Below are 15,936 nucleotides of genomic sequence, written 5' to 3'. Positions count from 1 at the left end.
GGGCCGGGTTCAGCCGAAGACCAGGTCGCCGACGCCCTCGACGATGCGCTGGGGACCGTCGATGATCGGGTCGAGGATCGGGACAGCGTCCCGGATCCCCTCGCTGCTGTCCTGGAAGAGGTCCTGGGCACCGTCGAGCACGGTGTCCGTCCCCTCGCGCAGCCCGCTCCATCCCGTGAGCATCTCGACCACGTCCCCGGGCGCCTCCAGCAGCGCACGCGAGGGCGACCCCCCGCCGACCGAATCCGGGTTGTGCGCGGTCGCGACCGTCAGGCCGTTCCACGCGATGTCCAGGGCACCGGTCGCGATGCCTCCGATGCCACCGATGAGCTTCGTCACGGGGTGGGGGATCATGCCGACCGTCGTGAACGCCAGGTCCAGGCCGTTGATGTTGTAGGTGATGGCCGCATCGAGCACACCGAACAGGTCCCCGTCCTGGAAGGCCTGCAACCCGTCATAGACCGCGATGCCCATCGTGGATGCATCGCCGACGATGTTGAGGACGTCCCCCCAGGTGCCGACGTCGAACATTCCGACGACGTCGATGGCCGAGGTGACCCCGGCGAAGATGTCGAGCCCCAGCAGACCGTCCTCGCCGAGGAGATCGCCCCAGAAGCCATCGCTCTGGAGCGGCTCGTAGTCCTCGAGCCACTGGGTGATGGTGTCCCAGAGCGAGCCGCCGCCGTCCCCGTCGCTCGCCGCGTCCTGCTCCTCCGCCTCGCGCCGGAGCCCCTCGAGGCGGCGCCGCAGATCCTCGAGCGCCTCCTCGATGCGTTCGAGCACCCGGGACTCGAAGTCCTCGCGGAAGCGCTCGGCGTCCGGCCCGATCCAGGTCGCCGTGCGCACCGCGATGCCGAGTCGCAGGGAGAGCCCATCGAGCTGGCGCGCGCGGGTGTCGGTCAGCTCGGCCTGTGCGCGCAGCGCCTCGGTGTCAGCCCCCAGGAATGTCATCGGTCCCCACCTCGTCCTCGCGTCGTCGTCTCTGCTCGAAGAGTAGACAGCGGCCTGCGTCCGCGCGATGGGGAGCACTCCCCATCACCGCGCTCTCCCGGAGCGGTGCGGCATCATGGGGACGTGCCATCGACTCATTCCGGCAGCCCGGTCATCCTCTTCCGCGCCCCCACCCGTCCCTGGGCACTCGTCGTCGCCACCGCTCTCTCCGTGGTGGTGCTGCTGCCCCTGGCCATCCTGCTCGCCGTGCTGGGCGTGGTCGCCGACTCCGCCTCCGGCATCGTGCTCGGACTGGTCGCGGGCGTCCTCGTCCTGCTTCTCGGCTGCCTGCTGGTGGTCTCCGCACGCCAGCGCTTCACCGTGACGACGGCGGGGATCGATGTCGCCTCGTATCTCCGTACCCGCCACCTCCCCTGGTCGAGCATCCGACTGGTGCGCGTGGGACCGCCGACGGTCTTCTCGCCGCGGGCCACCGAGCTCGTCCTCGCCGACGGCTCGACGGTGCGGCCCTTCGCCACCTCGATGAACTTCGCCCTGTGGCGCGGAGAGACCCCGCTCTCCCACGGCGCCGACGGAACCGCACCCACCCGCTGCACCCTCGCCGCGATCGACGCGCACCGCCGCTACCTGGCCGGGGAGTTCGGGCGGTGAGAGTGCTCTCCGTCGTCGAGGCGCGGCAGCAGCCGCAGCCTGCGGCGCGGCCGGTATCCTGCGGATTGGTGCCGAGCGGCACCGCCCGAGCCGGAGGCCACCAGGATGATCAGTCCACCCCGCCCAGCAGATGACGGCACGCCGCTGTATGTCGCGCCGACCCGGGGATACCGCTGGCTGATGCTCGTGCTCCTGGGCGTGCTGGCGGTGCTCGCACTGGTGGTCCTCGCCCTCGCAATCTTCATCGCCTGGCAGATTGCTGCGAAGCTCTCGACCGCCGCAGCGGTGGTGATCCTGGTGGTGTTCGGGTTCCTGATCGTGCTGCTGCTGGCGCTGATTGTGGTCAACGCGGTGCTGCAGTCCTCGATGGTGTTCGCCGTGACCACGCAGGGCCTCACCTTCGCCCCTCCCTACCGCAGGGCACGGTTCGTGCCCTGGGCGCAGGTGGCGGCGATCGAGCCCTCTCGCGGGATGTTGATGCGAGGCGCGGTCGCGGTGGTGCTCGAGGACGGCGCTCGCCTGACCGCTTCCCTCACCAACGCCTCCGCCGGCTACGCGCATCCTCCGGCCCCGTCCCATCTGAGCCCCGACAACGGTGCCCCGGCGCCGTTGCGCGCGGCGCTCGACGGGCTCGCCCGGTATCGGCGTGGCGAGTTCGCCGAGCCGCGGCTCAGGCCTCCGGGTCCTCCAGCAGCATCGAACGGATTCGCAGCTCGGCCTCCTGCCGGCTGATGCCCTCCTGTTCCTCCCGCACCAGAGAGTGCCCGGAGAACTCCTCCGGCACGATCAGGGGCGGCATCCGGCCGGGGACGATCACCCGGACAGGAACGGACAGCGATTCCTCGCACCCCGGCAGCTCGCTGGCGAGCGTGCCCAGGTAGCTCCCGCGGAATTGCGGTTGCTCCCAGTGCTCGACGACGTCGAGATAGTCGTTCTCGCTCACCTGGATCCACGGCATGAAGACCAGCATCGCCGCCTCCCCGCGGACCGGGAGGGACAGATATCCCGTGAGGTAGCAGTCGATCGAGCCGCCGTTCTCGATCAGGCACAGCTCATCGGTGGACCGGGCGCGCATCAGCTGCTCCCGGGGGCTCAGGCGCAGGTATGCCTCCGGGCGCGTGAACTCAATCAGCGGCCAGGGGTTCGCCACAGTGCCGTCGGCCCCCTCGTGGCGGTGACCGCAGCCGGCGCAGTCATAGTCGATACCTGGCATCTCGGACGCTCCTTCTCCTGCGACGCCCTGCCGCGGGATGGGCACCACCGTAGGAATCCTCGATGCCTCGAGGCCATGGCGATCGCCTCGCTGTGGACGGGGGTCCGCTGGGGAGGAACCGTGGGGTGCTCGTAGGATGGATCGGTCATCGACCCACCCGCTCCCGGAGGCCCCGTGAACTTCCCGCCCCTCGCCGCCCCGGCGCACACGCTGTCGGCCGAGGACGCCGCGGCGGCCCGCCGCGCGCACGAGGACCGGGCCGACGCGCTGACCGCAGCCCATCGCGCACGGCGCCTCCGCGGCGAGAAGCACGCGGTCGAGGACTTCCTGTTCACCTACTACCCGTTCTCCCCCGCCAGGCTGAGGCGCTGGCACCCGGGATGGGAGGTCGCCTACGACGCGGCAGCGGACCTCGGGGCCGACGGCGAGCCCGCGATCGCAGACGTGGACGAGGCAGGACGCCGCTCCTGGTACGTCGACGGCCCCGGGCAGGTTCCAATGCGCCGCGCCGATGCCACGCGATACCTCGCCGAGCGCGGTGACGCACTCGGCTTCATGACGCGGCTGCTCTCGGCGTCCTCGCTCACGCGGCGGCGGCCGGAGTTCGGCTGCTTCGGCCTGCACGAGTGGGCGATGGTGCACCGCGTGCCCGAGGGCGAGCAGCGTCATGAGAATCTTCCGCTGCGGCTCTCTCCGGCGGAGACCGACGCGGTCGTCGAGCGGGAGAACCTGGTGTGCTCCCATATCGATGCCTTCCGCTTCTTCACCCCGTCGGCAGCGCCGCGCAACTCCCTGGAGCCCACTCGCGCCTCCCAGGTCCAGAACGACAACCCGGCCTGTCTCCATGTCGGCATGGACCTCTACAAGTGGGCGATGAAGCTCACCCCGCTGGTGCCGTCGGCTCTCGTGCTGGACTGCTTCGAGCACGCGCGCGAGACCCGGGTGCTGGACATGGAGGCGAGCCCGTACGACGTGCGTCCGCTGGGCTATGGGGTGGTCGCGATCGAGACGCCCGCAGGGAAGGGCGAGTACGTGCGGCGACAGCGTGCGCTGGCCGCACGGGCCGATTCCCTGCGAGAGCGGTTGCTGGCCGTGGTCTTCCCGCTGGCCGAGGCCATTGCGGTCTGAGAGGCACCGCGCGACGGACCGCTATCTCCGCGGAGAGTTCGGCGGTGTCCGAGCGCCCTGGCAGACTGGGACCATGCCCCTCCTGATGCCGTTCCTGCCCGACAGCTCCGCCGACGCCGGACAGGACGCGATCGTCGACGGGTTCATCGCGGCCCAGGAGTCCGTGGGCCGCACCCTGTACCCGCATCAGGAGGAGTCGCTGCTGGCGATCGCCGCCGGTGATCATGTCATCGCCGCGACGCCGACCGGCTCCGGCAAGACCACGATCGCGTACGCCGCGATCTTCGCCGCCATGGCCCGAGGGGAGAAGTCGTACTACACCGCCCCGATCAAGGCACTGGTGAGCGAGAAGTTCTTCGACCTGGTCGCACAGTTCGGTGCGGAGAACGTGGGCATGATGACCGGCGACTCGGCCGTCAACCACGACGCACCGATCATCGTGTGCACCGCGGAGATCTTCGCCAACCACGCACTGAGTGAAGGGCCCGGCAGCGACGTGGGCCTGGCGGTGATGGACGAGTTCCACTACTACGGCGACTCCCAGCGCGGATGGGCCTGGCAGGTGCCCCTGGTCGAGCTGCCCGACTGCCAGTTCGTGCTCATGAGCGCGACCCTCGGGGACGTGACGCGCTTCGTCGAGGACCTCAGCGAGCGGACCGAGCGGGACGTGACCGTCATCGATGATGCCCCGCGCCCGGTGCCACTGGACTTCCGGTGGTCGCTCGAGCCGCTGCCGGAGACGATCACCACGATCCTCACCGACCGTGATGCCCCCGTCTACATCGTCCACTTCACCCAGAAGGATGCCCTCGAACAGGCGCAGGCGCTCCAGGGCCAGAAGATCCTCTCCGCGGAGGAGAAGGTCCAGATCCGCGAGATCATCGGGGACTTCCGCTTCTCGAAGGGCTTCGGGCAGATCCTGTCCAGGCTCGTGCGCGAGGGCATCGGCGTGCACCACGCAGGGATGCTGCCGAAGTACCGGCGACTGGTGGAGAAGCTCGCCCAGTCCGGGCTGCTGAAGATCATCTGCGGCACCGACACCCTCGGGGTCGGCATCAACGTGCCGATCCGCACCGTGCTGCTGACGGGCCTGGCGAAGTTCGACGGCAAGCGCATGCGGCTGCTGAACGCGCGTGAGTTCCACCAGATCGCGGGCCGTGCCGGCCGCGCCGGCTACGACACGATCGGCCACGTGGTGGTGCAGGCACCGGTCTGGACGATCGAGTTCGAGAAGGAGCGGGCCAAGCATCGTGCCCGCGAGGAGGCGGGCAAGGTCTCCAACAATGCCAAGAAGCGCAAGAAGGAGCCCAAGCCGCGGATCCCCGAGGGTGCGATCTCCTGGTCCGAGGCGACCATGACCAAGCTGGTCGAGAACGCCCCGGAGCCGCTGCGGCCGCATCTGAAGATCACCGCGGGCATGGTGCTCGCGCTGATCTCCCGGCCGGGCGATGCGATCTCCGCGGGCCGGCACCTGATCATGACCAGCCATCAGACCACCGGGCAGAAGCTGAAACTGGTCAAAGACGGTGTGGAGATCTTCCGCGGGCTCAAGGACGCCGAGATCATCGAGGTGCTCGACGCACCCGACCATCTCGGCCGACGCTTCGCCCTGGTGGAGGACCTGCAGCTGGACTTCACCATGAACCAGCCGCTGGCGCCCTTCGCCATCGCGATGATCGACTCTCTCGACGAGGAGTCCGAGTCCCTCACCCTGGACACCGTCTCGATCATCGAGGCCGTCCTCGAGGACCCGCGTCAGATCCTGCTCGCGCAGCAGAACTCCGCGAAGGGCGAGCTGCTCGGAGAGCTCAAGGCCGATGGCGTCGAGTACACCGAGCGGATGGCCCGGCTCGATCAGGTCACCTGGCCGAAGCCGCTCGAGGAGGACCTCGAGGCGGCGCTCGAGATCTATGCGCGCTCCCGCCCATGGGTGCGCTCCGACGAGCTGTCCCCCAAATCCGTGGTCCGCGAGATCTACGAGACCGGGCAGACCTTCAGCGAGTTCGTGCAGCGCTATGGGCTGCAGCGCTCCGAGGGCATCGTGCTGCGCTATCTCTCCGACGCCTACCAGGCGATGCGCCGCACCATTCCGCAGGACCTGCGCACCGAGGATCTCGAGGACCTGATCGAATGGCTCGGCGTGCTGGTGCGCGGCATCGATTCATCGCTGCTGGATGAATGGGAGGCGCTCACCCACCCGGAGGATGCCGACCCCGACGGCGCCTCGGAGATCCGACCCACCACCCCGCGTGGGCTCTCCGCGCAGACTAAAGTGCTGCGCACGATGGTGCGCGCCGCCATGTGGCAGCGCGTCGAGCATTTCGCCTTCGAGCGCGAGGCGCGCCTGGCGGAGCTCGACGGCGGATCCGGCTGGGACCGGTCGCGCTGGGCGGCGACGATGGACGAGTACTACGACACCTACGACGACGTCGGCATCGACGGTCCCGCGCGCTCGCCGCAGCTGCTGCAGATCACGGAGGAGTCGAAGCTCTGGCGGATCCGGCAGGTGCTCGCGGATCCCGATCGGAACCACGACTGGGCGATCGAGGCGGAGCTCGACCTCGAAGCGACCGACGAGGCGGGCGAGCCGGTGCTCGCGATCACGCACGTCGGAGATGCCTCGACCCGTCCCTGAACATCGGCGCCAGCACGGAGCCGGGGCCCGGAGGCGCGGGCCGGAATCGCTGGCCGGAATCGGGGTCCGGGCGCAGAGAAGGCCGCCGTCCACAGGGACGACGGCCTTGCTCCCTTCGATCGCGCCACTGGCGCGATCCGTTGCTACTGAGGGGTCGCCTGCCCCCACGGGTTGACCTCAACCCAGGGGTTCACCTCGACCCAGGGATTCACTTCGACGGCAGGCGTCTTGGCCTTCCAAGGATTCACCTCGACCCACGGGTTCACTTCGACCGCAGGCTTGGTCACCTTCCACGGGTTCACCTCGACCGCAGATGCGGCACCGGCCCCCGCGACGCCGAGCGCGAGCCCGAGAGCGACGCCTCCGGCCAGCGTGGCGGTACGCGCCCATCGGCGGCGCGGCCGCAGCATTCCGTCCTTCTGTGCACTCACCATGTTCATCCTCTCGAGGTAAGCATCAGCGGCTCAGGAGGAAGCCCGCTCGCCCCAGGATACCTGTTGTGAGAGCGATCACAAGCGCTTCGCCTCGGCACGAGACGGGGAGAGACGGGACGGGGTCGATCACCTTCGGTGAGGTCAGACGGGGGCCCGCTCGAGGGTCACGGCCTCGACCGCGGCGCACGCCTCCTCGAGGCTCGCCCCGCGCGCCACTGCCGCGCCGACGAGGAAAGCGGAGATCGGGGCCATCGAGCGCTGGACGCCCTCGGCGACCACGCCCGTCATGAGATGGACACGATCCACGTCCAGATCCACGCCGGAGACCTCGAGCCGCTCCGCCACTCGGTCCAACCAGGGCAGCAGGGTGCTCTCCCAGTCATCCTGCCGTGTCACCGGAGGCTTCGCCGCCATCAGAACTTCACCTTCTCCCAGCCGCGCCGCTCGGCTTCCTTACGGGGGTCCTTGCTGCGGTAGACGATGTACGGCCGGGTCAGGTAGCCCAACGGAGCGGCGAAGACGTGCACCAGGCGGGTGAAGGGCCAGATAGCGAACAGCGAGAGAGCGCTGAGCACGTGCAGCTGGAAGAAGATCGGCGCCTGGCTCATCAGCTCCGTAGAAGGCTGCAGGGTCCAGAACTGGCGGAACCAGATCGAGACGCCCTCCCGGTAGTCGTAGGTGCCCACCGCAGTGTGCACCACGGTCGCCAGCACCCCGCAGAGGATGGTCATCGCCAGCAGCAGGTACATGAGCTTGTCCCCGGCGGTGGTCGCGCCGAAGACGCGACGGTTCGTGCGCCGGCGGTAGAGCAGGATCAGCAGCCCGCCCACGCATGCCACTGCCGCGGCCAGACCGATGATGATGGCCATCAGGTGGTACATGTGATCGGAGATCCCGACGAACTGGGTCCAGGACTTCGGGATGCCCAGACCCACGACATGCCCGAAGAAGATCCCGATGATCCCGTAGTGGAACATCGGCGAGCCGATCGAGAGCAGCTTGGACTCATAGATCTGGCTGGACCGGGTGGTCCAGCCGAAACGGTCCTGGCGGAACCGCCAGACGTGCCCGAGCACGAACACGGCGAGCACCATGTAGGGGAACACCACCCACAGCAGCAGCTGGAGCGTCGTCGGGTCGTTCATGAGGGTCGTCCTCTCAACAGGTCCACGGGGACAGGTCCAGGGGCCTTGGCATCGGAGCTGCAGGAGCTGGCGGCGAAGGTCCTCCCGGCGAGATCTCCGGCATCGCCGTCGAGACCGTAGCCGTCCAGCCCCACGGTCTCTTCCTCAGGACCCTCCTGCGCGAGCTGCATGACCGCGGAGCGGTCATCGGCGTCCAGCGGAGGCAGGGTCGAGCACAGCGCCAGCAGCGCACCGTGCCAGGGAGAGGAGATATCGGCCAGGTGCAGGCGCAGCAGCTCCACGCCGGGCCGGTTGGAGCGCAGGATCTTCGCACCCCGTTCGGCGTCATGAGCTGCACCGAACTCGAGCACCACCGGCAGGTGGTCCGGCAGCTCCTCGCTGCCGATCTCGAGGCCCGCGGTGCGGAAATCCTGCTTGATGCGCAGCAGCGCCATGCCGCGGCGGCGGGTGTCGCCGTGGCTGAAATAGGTCAGGTGCAGGCAGCCGCGTCGGCGCGTGTCGAAGGTGTCGACGTACTCCTCCTGCACCGAGATCTCGTCACGCTCGTCGAGGATGTCCACGGTGCGCAGCAGCGCCGAGCGGGTCGGCTCCGGGAGCCCGGACGCCAGCTCGCGCACCGCGGGATAGCGCGCGATGGTGTCCCGGTCCGGGTAGGTCAGCAACCACGAGACCGCGATCCAGGTGATGCGCAGCTGCTCGGTGGTCATCCCGGAGGCATGCAGCAGGTCCTTCGGCGTCCGCCCCCGTGGGGGCAGGGTCGCGACGGCTCCTGCGCCAGGATCGCTGCGTCGGCTCAGCAGCCGTGCCAGGGCGCCCATCAGGCGCTCCCGGTGGCAGGGGCCGGGAACAGGCCGTCGGGCCGTCCGTTGCCGTCCCAGTTCAACAGGTTGATCCGCACACCCTCGGGGCGATCGACGGCGTTCTCCCGACGCTTGCTCGAGAACCCGGGGCCGGACATCCCCATCGACTCCTCGGGCAGGGACATGCCCATGCCGGGACCGCCGGGCACGTTCAGCGAGCAGTCCGTGCCGGTGCCTTCGAGGTCGTGGGCCGATTCGGCGTGGCCGACGGGGATCACGTACCGGTCCTCGTACTTCGCGATCGCGAGCAGACGGTACATGTCCTGCATCGTCTCGCCGTCCATGCCGACGGCATTCGCGATCCCCTCCCGTGGCTCCTTGCCGAGGTTGATGTCGCGCATGTACGAGCGCATCGCGGCCATGCGGTACAGCACCCGCTCCACCGTGGGGACGTCCCCCGCGGTGAACAGGTTCGCGAGGTACTCCACCGGGATCCGCAGCGCATCGATCGCGGCGAACAGGTTCTCCGCGTCCTCGGCGTCGTAACCGGTGTCCCTGACCACGTCCACGACCGGCGACAGCGGCGGGATGTACCAGACCATCGGCATCGTGCGGTACTCGGGGTGCAGCGGGAGCGCGACCTCGTAGTCCTTGATCAGCTTGTAGGTCGGCGACTTCTGGGCGGCGAGGATCCAGTCGTGATGGATCCCGGCGGCCTCAGCCCCCCGGATGACCTCGGGGTCGTGCGGGTCCAGGATGATGTCCATCTGGGCCCGGTAGAGCTCCTGCTCGTCCGTGATCGACGCGGCCTGGGTGACCCGGTCCGCGTCGTAGAGCACCAGCCCGATGTACCGCAGCCGGCCCACGCAGGTCTCGGCGCAGACCGTGGGCTCCCCCTGCTCGATGCGGGGGTAGCAGAAGGTGCACTTCTCGGCCTTGCCGGTCTGGTGGTTGAAGTAGATCTTCTTGTACGGGCAACCGGTGATGCACATGCGCCAGCCTCGGCAGTCATCCTGATCGACCAGGACGATGCCGTCCTCCTCGCGCTTGTAGATGGCGCCGGAAGGGCAGGAGGCCACGCAGGTGGGGTTCAGGCAGTGCTCGCAGATGCGCGGCAGGTAGAACATGAAGGTCTGGTCGAACTCGAACTGGACCTTGTCCTCGATGCCCTTGAGCATCGGGTCCTTGTCCTTGTGCAGGTAGGTCCCGCCCAGGTCATCGTCCCAGTTGCCGGACCACTGGATATCCAGCCGTTCACCGGTGATCAGCGATTTCGGGGGCGCGGTGGGGATGTTCGGCGAGTTCGCGGGGGCGTTGAGCAGGTTGTCGTACTCGTAGGTCCACGGCTCGTAGTAGTCCTCGATGCTCGGCAGCTTCGGATTCGAGAACAGCTGCATCAGCTTGGTGATGCGGCCGCCGGCCTTGAGCTTCAGGCGCCCGTTCTTCCCCAGCTCCCAGCCGCCCTTCCACTTCTCCTGGTCCTCGTAGCCACGGGGGTACCCCTGGCCGGGACGAGTCTCGACGTTGTTGAACCACATGTACTCCGTGCCGGAACGGTTGGTCCATGCCTGCTTGCAGGTCACCGAGCAGGTGTGGCAGCCGATGCACTTGTCGAGGTTCATCACCATCGACATCTGGGCCATGACTCTCATCGCGGCTCTCCTTCGCTCTGCGTTGTAGGGGGGCTCAGTACTCGACCGGGGTGGTGCGCTTGCGGATCATCGTGACCTCATCGCGCTGGTTCCCCGTCGGCCCGTAGTAGTTGAAGGCATAGGACAGCTGGCCGTACCCACCGATCAGGTGCGAGGGCTTGAGCATGATGCGGGTCAGAGAGTTCGTGACACCACCGCGCTTGCCGTCCCGCTCGGTCAGCGGCACGTTGACAGTGCGCTCCTGGCCATGATGCATGAACGCGGTGCCCTTGGGCATGCGGTGGCTGACCACGGCGCGGGCGGCGACCACGCCGTTGCGGTTGACGGCCTCGACCCAGTCGTTGTCCGTGATCCCGACGGCCTCGGCGTCCTCGACGCTCATCCAGATGTTCTGACCACCACGGGAGAGGTTCATCATGTAGAAGTTCTCCTGGTACATGGAGTGGATCGCCCACTTGTTGTGCGGGGTCAGATACCGCACGGAGATCGAGGTCCCCGCCTCGTCCTTGTCGCCCAGCGGCCGCTCTCCGAACAGGGCGGTCATATCCAGCGGGGGCCGGAACACCGGCAGCGCCTCCCCCATCTCCAGCATCCAGTCGTGGTCGAGGTAGTAGTGCTGCCGACCGGTGAGGGTGTGCCAGGGCTTCTTGCGCTCGACGTTGATCGTGAAGGGGCTGTAGCGGCGTCCCCCGGTCTCCGAACCAGACCACTCCGGGCTCGTGATCACCGGGACCGGCGCGGCCTTGGTGTCCGCGAAGTGGATCCGCTTGCCCTCATGCTCCGCGGCGAGGTCGTGGAGCTTCGTGCCGGTGCGCTTCTCGAGAGTCTTGAATCCCGCAGTGGCCATGTGCCCGTTGGTGGTTCCGGACAGCCCCAGGATGAACTCGCAGGCCTGCAGGTCCGTCTCGAGCTTGGGACGGCCCGCGGCAGGGCCGGTGCGGTGACGGCCGTTGAGCTCCCCGAGCTCGTTCACGTACTGCTTCACGTCGAAGGTCACGCCCTTGGCGGTCATCCCGAGCGTCTCCAGCAGCGGCCCGATCGAGGTGTACTTCGCGTGGATCTGGGTGTAGTCCCGCTCCACCTCCACCAGGGTGGGCATCGTGCGCCCCGGGATCGGTTCGCACTCACCGAACTTCCAGTCCTTGACCCGACCGTGCGGGGTGGCCAGCTCCCCGGGGGTGTCGTGCTGCAGCGGGAAGGCGACGACGTCCTGGCGGGTTCCCAGATGAGTCTCGGCCAGCTCGCTGAACTTCTCCGCGATCGTCGCCCAGGTCTCCCAGTCGGTGCGGGATTCCCAGGGGTTGGAGATCGCGGGGTTGAAGGAGTGGATGAAGGGGTGCATGTCCGTGGTGGAGAGGTCGTGCTTCTCGTACCAGGTCGCAGCTGGCAGCACCACATCGGAGTGCAGGGTCTGACTCGTCATCCGGAAGTCGAGGGTGAGCATCAGGTCGATCTTGCCGATGGGCGCCTCGTCCCTCCACTTCACATCGCGCGGGCGCAGGTGCTCCGGGGTCTCCTCCTCGGTGGCGGCGCTGTCCACCCCCAGCAGGTGCCGGAAGAAGTACTGGTCGCCCTTGGCGGAGGAACCCAGGGTGTTCGCCCGCCAGACGGACCAGATCTTGGGGTGGTTCTGCGGAGCGTCGGGGTCCTCGGCAGCGAAGTTGATCCCGCCGCTCTTGAGCTGGTCCACCAGATACGGGATCGTCTCCTCGCCCGCTTCCGCAGCACGAACGGCGACGTCCAGGGAACTGATGTCGAACTGCGGGTAGAACGGTTGCCAGCCCAGCCGCTGGGACAGCGCCACGGCATCGGCCGTGGTGGTGTTCGCGAACTTCCCTGCTCCTGTGGTCGCGGCGAGGGTGTCCGCTCCGAAGCGGTCGTAGCGCCACTGGTCGGTGTGCATGTACCAGTAGGTGGTCTGAGTCATCTGCCGCGGCGGGCGGGACCAGTCCAGGGCGTTGGCGAGGTGCAGCCACCCGGTGAGGGGACGCACCTTCTCCTGGCCGACGTAATGGGCCCAGCCGCCGCCGTTGACGCCCTGGGTGCCGCAGAGGTTGGTCAGGGTGAGGAAGGAGCGGTAGATGGTGTCGGAGTGGAACCAGTGGTTGGTGCCGGCGCCCATGATGATCATCGAGCGGCCGCCGGAGTCGATCGCGTTCTGGGCGAACTCCCGAGCGATCCGGGCCGCCGCCTGCCCGGGCACACCGGTGATGGTCTCCTGCCAGGCCGGGGTGTACAGCGACTCGGCGTCATCGAGGCCGGCCGCCCACTGCCCGGGCAGTCCTTCCCTGCCCACGCCGTACTCGGCCAGCAGCAGATCGAAGACGGTGGTGACGGTGCGGCCGTCGACGGTGCGCACCGGGACGCCGCGGGGGACGTCGCCGCGGCCGCCCTGACCGACGGTGTCGAAGCGGGGCAGCAGCACCTCGGCCATTCCCTCGTGATGGCCCAGCAGGGACAGGGCGGGATCGAGGTCGCCCAGCTCGAGGTTCCACCGGCCTTCGCCGTCAGCCGAGTAGCGGTGGCCGAGGGTGCCGTTGGGCACCACCACCTCGCCGGTGACCGTATCGAACATCATCGGCTTGAAGTCCGCATGCTCGGTGGTCGCCTCGGCGGTGCGGTGCTCCCCCGCCTCGCTCGCGACCAGGAACTTGCCCGGCACCACCGAACCGTCCTCGCGGGTCTCGAGCTGCACCAGGAACGGCAGGTCGGTGTACTGCTTCGAGTACGACTCGAAGTAGGGGACCTGCTTGTCCACATAGAACTCGCGCAGGATGGTGTGCCCCATCGACATCGCGAGCGCCGCATCGGTGCCGGGATGCGGGGCGAGCCATTCGTCGGCGAACTTCACGGACTCGGCGTAGTCGGGGGCCACCGAGATGACCTTCTGGCCGCGGTACCGGGCCTCGACCATCCAGTGGGCGTCCGGGGTACGGGTCAGCGGAACGTTCGAGCCCCACATGATGAGGTAGGCGGCGTCCCACCAGTCACCGGACTCCGGCACGTCGGTCTGGTCGCCGAACACCTGCGGGGAGGCCGGCGGCAGATCGGCGTACCAGTCGTAGAAGGACAGCATCGAGGCGCCGATGAGCTGGTGGAAGCGGGCACCGGAGGAGAAGGACACCTGGCTCATCGCCGGGATCGGCGAGAAGCCGGTCGCACGGTCGGGCCCAAACTCCTTGATGGTGTGCACGTAGGCGGCGGAGACCATCTCCACGGCCTCGTCCCAGGAGGCGCGCACCAGCCCGCCCTTGCCACGGGCGCGCTTGTAGCGCATCGCCTTCTCCGGGTCCGAGACGATCGCCTTCCAGGCCAGGACCGGGTCGTGGCCCGGTGCCTTCGCCTTCTCCTCCCGATACATGCGCAGCAGCTCGGAACGCACGTAGGGGTAGCGCACACGGGTGGGTGAATAGGTGTACCAGGAGAAGGAGGCGCCGCGGGGGCAGCCGCGCGGCTCGTACTCGGGCTTGTCGGGGCCGGCCGAGGGGTAGTCCGTCTCCTGGGACTCCCAGGTGATCACGCCGTCCTTGACGTAGACCTTCCATGAGCAGGAGCCGGTGCAGTTCACGCCGTGGGTGGAGCGCACCACCTTGTCGTGACTCCAGCGTTCGCGGTAGAAGGAGTCGCCGCTGCGCCCGCCCACCTTGTGCGTCTCACGGTTGTCCTCGCTGATCTTCTCCGAGCGGCTGAACATCTTGCGCGCGCCGATGAGGGCGTCGAACAGCGGGGAGTCGACCGAAGCGGCCTTGGCCGGACGGTTCTTCGGTGCCTGACGGTCCTGGATGGTCATGGGTGCTCCTCCTGGGAACGAGGGGTGCGGCGACGAGGGGTGCGGCGACGTGGGGTGAAGGGCGACGAGGGTCAGGACACGGAGATCTTCTCCCGGGCGGTCGCGCGCGCGCCACGGGCGACGAACAGCGTCACCACGATGGCGCCGACGGTCGCCAGCAGCAGCAGGACGATGCCCAGTGAGTAGCTGCCGCTGTCGGTATGGATGGCTGCCATCACCAGCGGGGGCACGAAGCCGCCCAGACCGCCGGCGGCGCCGACGAAGCCCGTGACGGAGCCGACCACCGAGGGATCGCTGGTCTGCGCGACCAGCGCGAACACCGCACCGGAGCCGACGCCGAGGCCGGCGGCCATCACGATGAAGGCGACGGTGCCGATCGGCATCAGATCGGGCTGGAAGGCAAGGGTGAGAGCGGCCAGCGCGACCGCGATATAGGAGACCAGCAGCGTGTTCGCCGCTCCCAGACGGTCCGAGAGGGTGCCGCCGAGCGGGCGCATGATCACGGCGACGATCACGAAGCCCGCCATCCGGAAGGAGGCGTCGGTCGCCTCGAGGCCGTACCAGTTCTGCAGCATGGTGGGCAGGAAGACGGAGAAGGCGACGTAGCCGCCGAAGGACAGGGCGTACAGGTAGCACGCCTGCCAGGTCACCTTGAGCTTCATGACCGCGACCGACTGGGCGACGATGTTCTTGCGCGAGGGTTCCCAGGTGGGTGCGTTGTGCATGAACAGCCAGGCGATCACCGCGTAGAGCACCAGGGCGACCGCGGTCAGCACGAACGGGGCGGCGTTGCCGACCGAGTTCACCAGCGGCACGGTGGTGAAGGCGCTGATCGCGGTGCCGCCCATGCCCACGCCGTACAGGCCCGTGGCCATGCCGCGCTTGGCGGGCGGGAACCAGGAGTTCACATAGGGCACGCCGATCGCGAACGTGGTCCCGGCGATGCCGAGGAAGAATCCGCCGAGCAGCAACGTCGAGAAGGTGTACTGCCCGATGAGCCCGACGAAGAGCACCGGAATGACGGTGATCAGCGAGACCACCGGGAACATCAGATGGCCGCCGTGCCTGTCGGTCAGCCCGCCCATCACGATGCGGCCGAGGGAACCGACCAGCACCGGCAGCGCGACGATCAGGGACGCGTCGGTGGCGAGGCCCCGCTCGACGTAGACGGGGCCGAGGGGGCTCAGCAGCGCCCAGGCCCAGAAGTTCACGCCGAAACCGAGCGTGACCAGGGCAAGTGCGCGCCAGGCGCCGGGGGGCACCGTGGTGCTGGGGTCTGTGGGGGTACTGGGGGACGCGGTCATCGTCGATTCTCCACGCTCGAGGGCGAATACATGGGTCGAGGAGTTTCCGAGGACTCGCTGCTGGGGTTTCTCTGCACCGGTTCAGGGTCCTCGACCCTGAAGATCACATTAGGGGACTTCGGTCCCGGAAAGCAGTGATTCGGAGGATCATCTGCATTTTCCCGATGTTATGGGCGTGCGTCCTTCGTCGAACTCTTGAGAATAGAATTCAGCAATGCTGGCATCACGTAATT

The 15,936-nt window shown here is 68.1% G+C and carries 13 protein-coding genes; 4 read left to right on the top strand and 9 right to left on the bottom strand.

The genetic code is table 11. The features are described from left to right. Positions 1-9: 9 nt before the first annotated feature. Positions 10-951, bottom strand: a complete 942-nt coding sequence (locus ACT3SQ_RS09470; RefSeq protein ID WP_441445974.1) for a hypothetical protein — start codon at positions 949-951, stop codon at positions 10-12. 123 nt (positions 952-1,074) lie between these two features. Between ACT3SQ_RS09470 and ACT3SQ_RS09465 the strand changes: the two genes are divergently transcribed. Beyond that, complete coding sequence (locus ACT3SQ_RS09465; RefSeq protein WP_441445975.1) at positions 1,075-1,602, top strand: PH domain-containing protein; 528 nt, start codon at positions 1,075-1,077, stop codon at positions 1,600-1,602. A 105-nt stretch (positions 1,603-1,707) separates the two neighbouring features. Next, complete coding sequence (locus ACT3SQ_RS09460) at positions 1,708-2,334, top strand: hypothetical protein (RefSeq protein ID WP_442332109.1); 627 nt, start codon at positions 1,708-1,710, stop codon at positions 2,332-2,334. Here ACT3SQ_RS09460 and ACT3SQ_RS09455 read toward each other — a convergent pair. After that, complete coding sequence (locus ACT3SQ_RS09455; RefSeq protein WP_441445977.1) at positions 2,273-2,815, bottom strand: DUF2199 domain-containing protein; 543 nt, start codon at positions 2,813-2,815, stop codon at positions 2,273-2,275. The two genes, ACT3SQ_RS09460 and ACT3SQ_RS09455, sit on opposite strands and share 62 nt — an antisense overlap. 174 nt (positions 2,816-2,989) lie before the next feature. On the opposite strand from ACT3SQ_RS09455, the gene ACT3SQ_RS09450 reads away from it, so the two are divergent. Both ACT3SQ_RS09450 and ACT3SQ_RS09445 read left to right on the top strand, forming a co-directional pair. After that, a complete protein-coding gene (locus tag ACT3SQ_RS09450) occupies positions 2,990-3,943 on the top strand; it encodes a 3-methyladenine DNA glycosylase (protein WP_441445978.1) in 954 nt (317 codons plus the stop codon). 73 nt (positions 3,944-4,016) lie between these two features. Beyond that, the gene (locus ACT3SQ_RS09445) at positions 4,017-6,578 is read left to right on the top strand and encodes a DEAD/DEAH box helicase (RefSeq protein WP_444601076.1); all 2,562 of its coding nucleotides are present in this window, start codon (positions 4,017-4,019) and stop codon (positions 6,576-6,578) included. Between the two features lie 143 nt (positions 6,579-6,721). Here ACT3SQ_RS09445 and ACT3SQ_RS09440 read toward each other — a convergent pair whose 3' ends face one another. The 7 genes from ACT3SQ_RS09440 to ACT3SQ_RS09410 all read right to left on the bottom strand — a co-directional run bounded on the left by ACT3SQ_RS09440 (position 6,722) and on the right by ACT3SQ_RS09410 (position 15,703). Further along, positions 6,722-7,012 (bottom strand): hypothetical protein, encoded by a 291-nt coding sequence (locus ACT3SQ_RS09440; protein WP_441445980.1) that lies wholly within the window; start codon positions 7,010-7,012, stop codon positions 6,722-6,724. A gap of 141 nt (positions 7,013-7,153) precedes the next feature. After that, entirely contained in the window at positions 7,154-7,426 is a 273-nt protein-coding gene (locus ACT3SQ_RS09435; protein ID WP_441445981.1) for a DUF6457 domain-containing protein, read from the bottom strand. Next, positions 7,426-8,157 carry a respiratory nitrate reductase subunit gamma gene (gene narI, locus ACT3SQ_RS09430; protein ID WP_441445982.1) on the bottom strand — a complete coding sequence of 244 codons (732 nt, stop codon included), beginning with the start codon at positions 8,155-8,157 and terminating at the stop codon, positions 7,426-7,428. The genes ACT3SQ_RS09435 and narI overlap by 1 nt, the downstream gene beginning before the upstream one ends. Continuing rightward, a complete protein-coding gene (gene narJ / locus ACT3SQ_RS09425) occupies positions 8,154-8,975 on the bottom strand; it encodes a nitrate reductase molybdenum cofactor assembly chaperone (RefSeq protein WP_444601075.1) in 822 nt (273 codons plus the stop codon). The genes narI and narJ overlap by 4 nt, the downstream gene beginning before the upstream one ends. Next, positions 8,975-10,609: a nitrate reductase subunit beta gene (gene narH, locus ACT3SQ_RS09420; RefSeq protein WP_441445984.1), complete on the bottom strand. Its 1,635-nt coding sequence runs from the start codon at positions 10,607-10,609 to the stop codon at positions 8,975-8,977. The genes narJ and narH overlap by 1 nt, the downstream gene beginning before the upstream one ends. 34 nt (positions 10,610-10,643) lie before the next feature. Further along, positions 10,644-14,399, bottom strand: a complete 3,756-nt coding sequence (locus ACT3SQ_RS09415) for a nitrate reductase subunit alpha (protein WP_441445985.1) — start codon at positions 14,397-14,399, stop codon at positions 10,644-10,646. A gap of 71 nt (positions 14,400-14,470) precedes the next feature. Next, complete coding sequence (locus ACT3SQ_RS09410) at positions 14,471-15,703, bottom strand: nitrate/nitrite transporter (RefSeq protein WP_444601074.1); 1,233 nt, start codon at positions 15,701-15,703, stop codon at positions 14,471-14,473. Positions 15,704-15,936: the final 233 nt, after the last annotated feature.

Origin of the sequence: Brachybacterium sp. AOP42-C2-15, from assembly GCF_052377065.1 — a bacterium.
GTDB lineage: Bacteria > Actinomycetota > Actinomycetes > Actinomycetales > Dermabacteraceae > Brachybacterium.
This window is presented reverse-complemented; position numbering and strand designations above follow the sequence as displayed.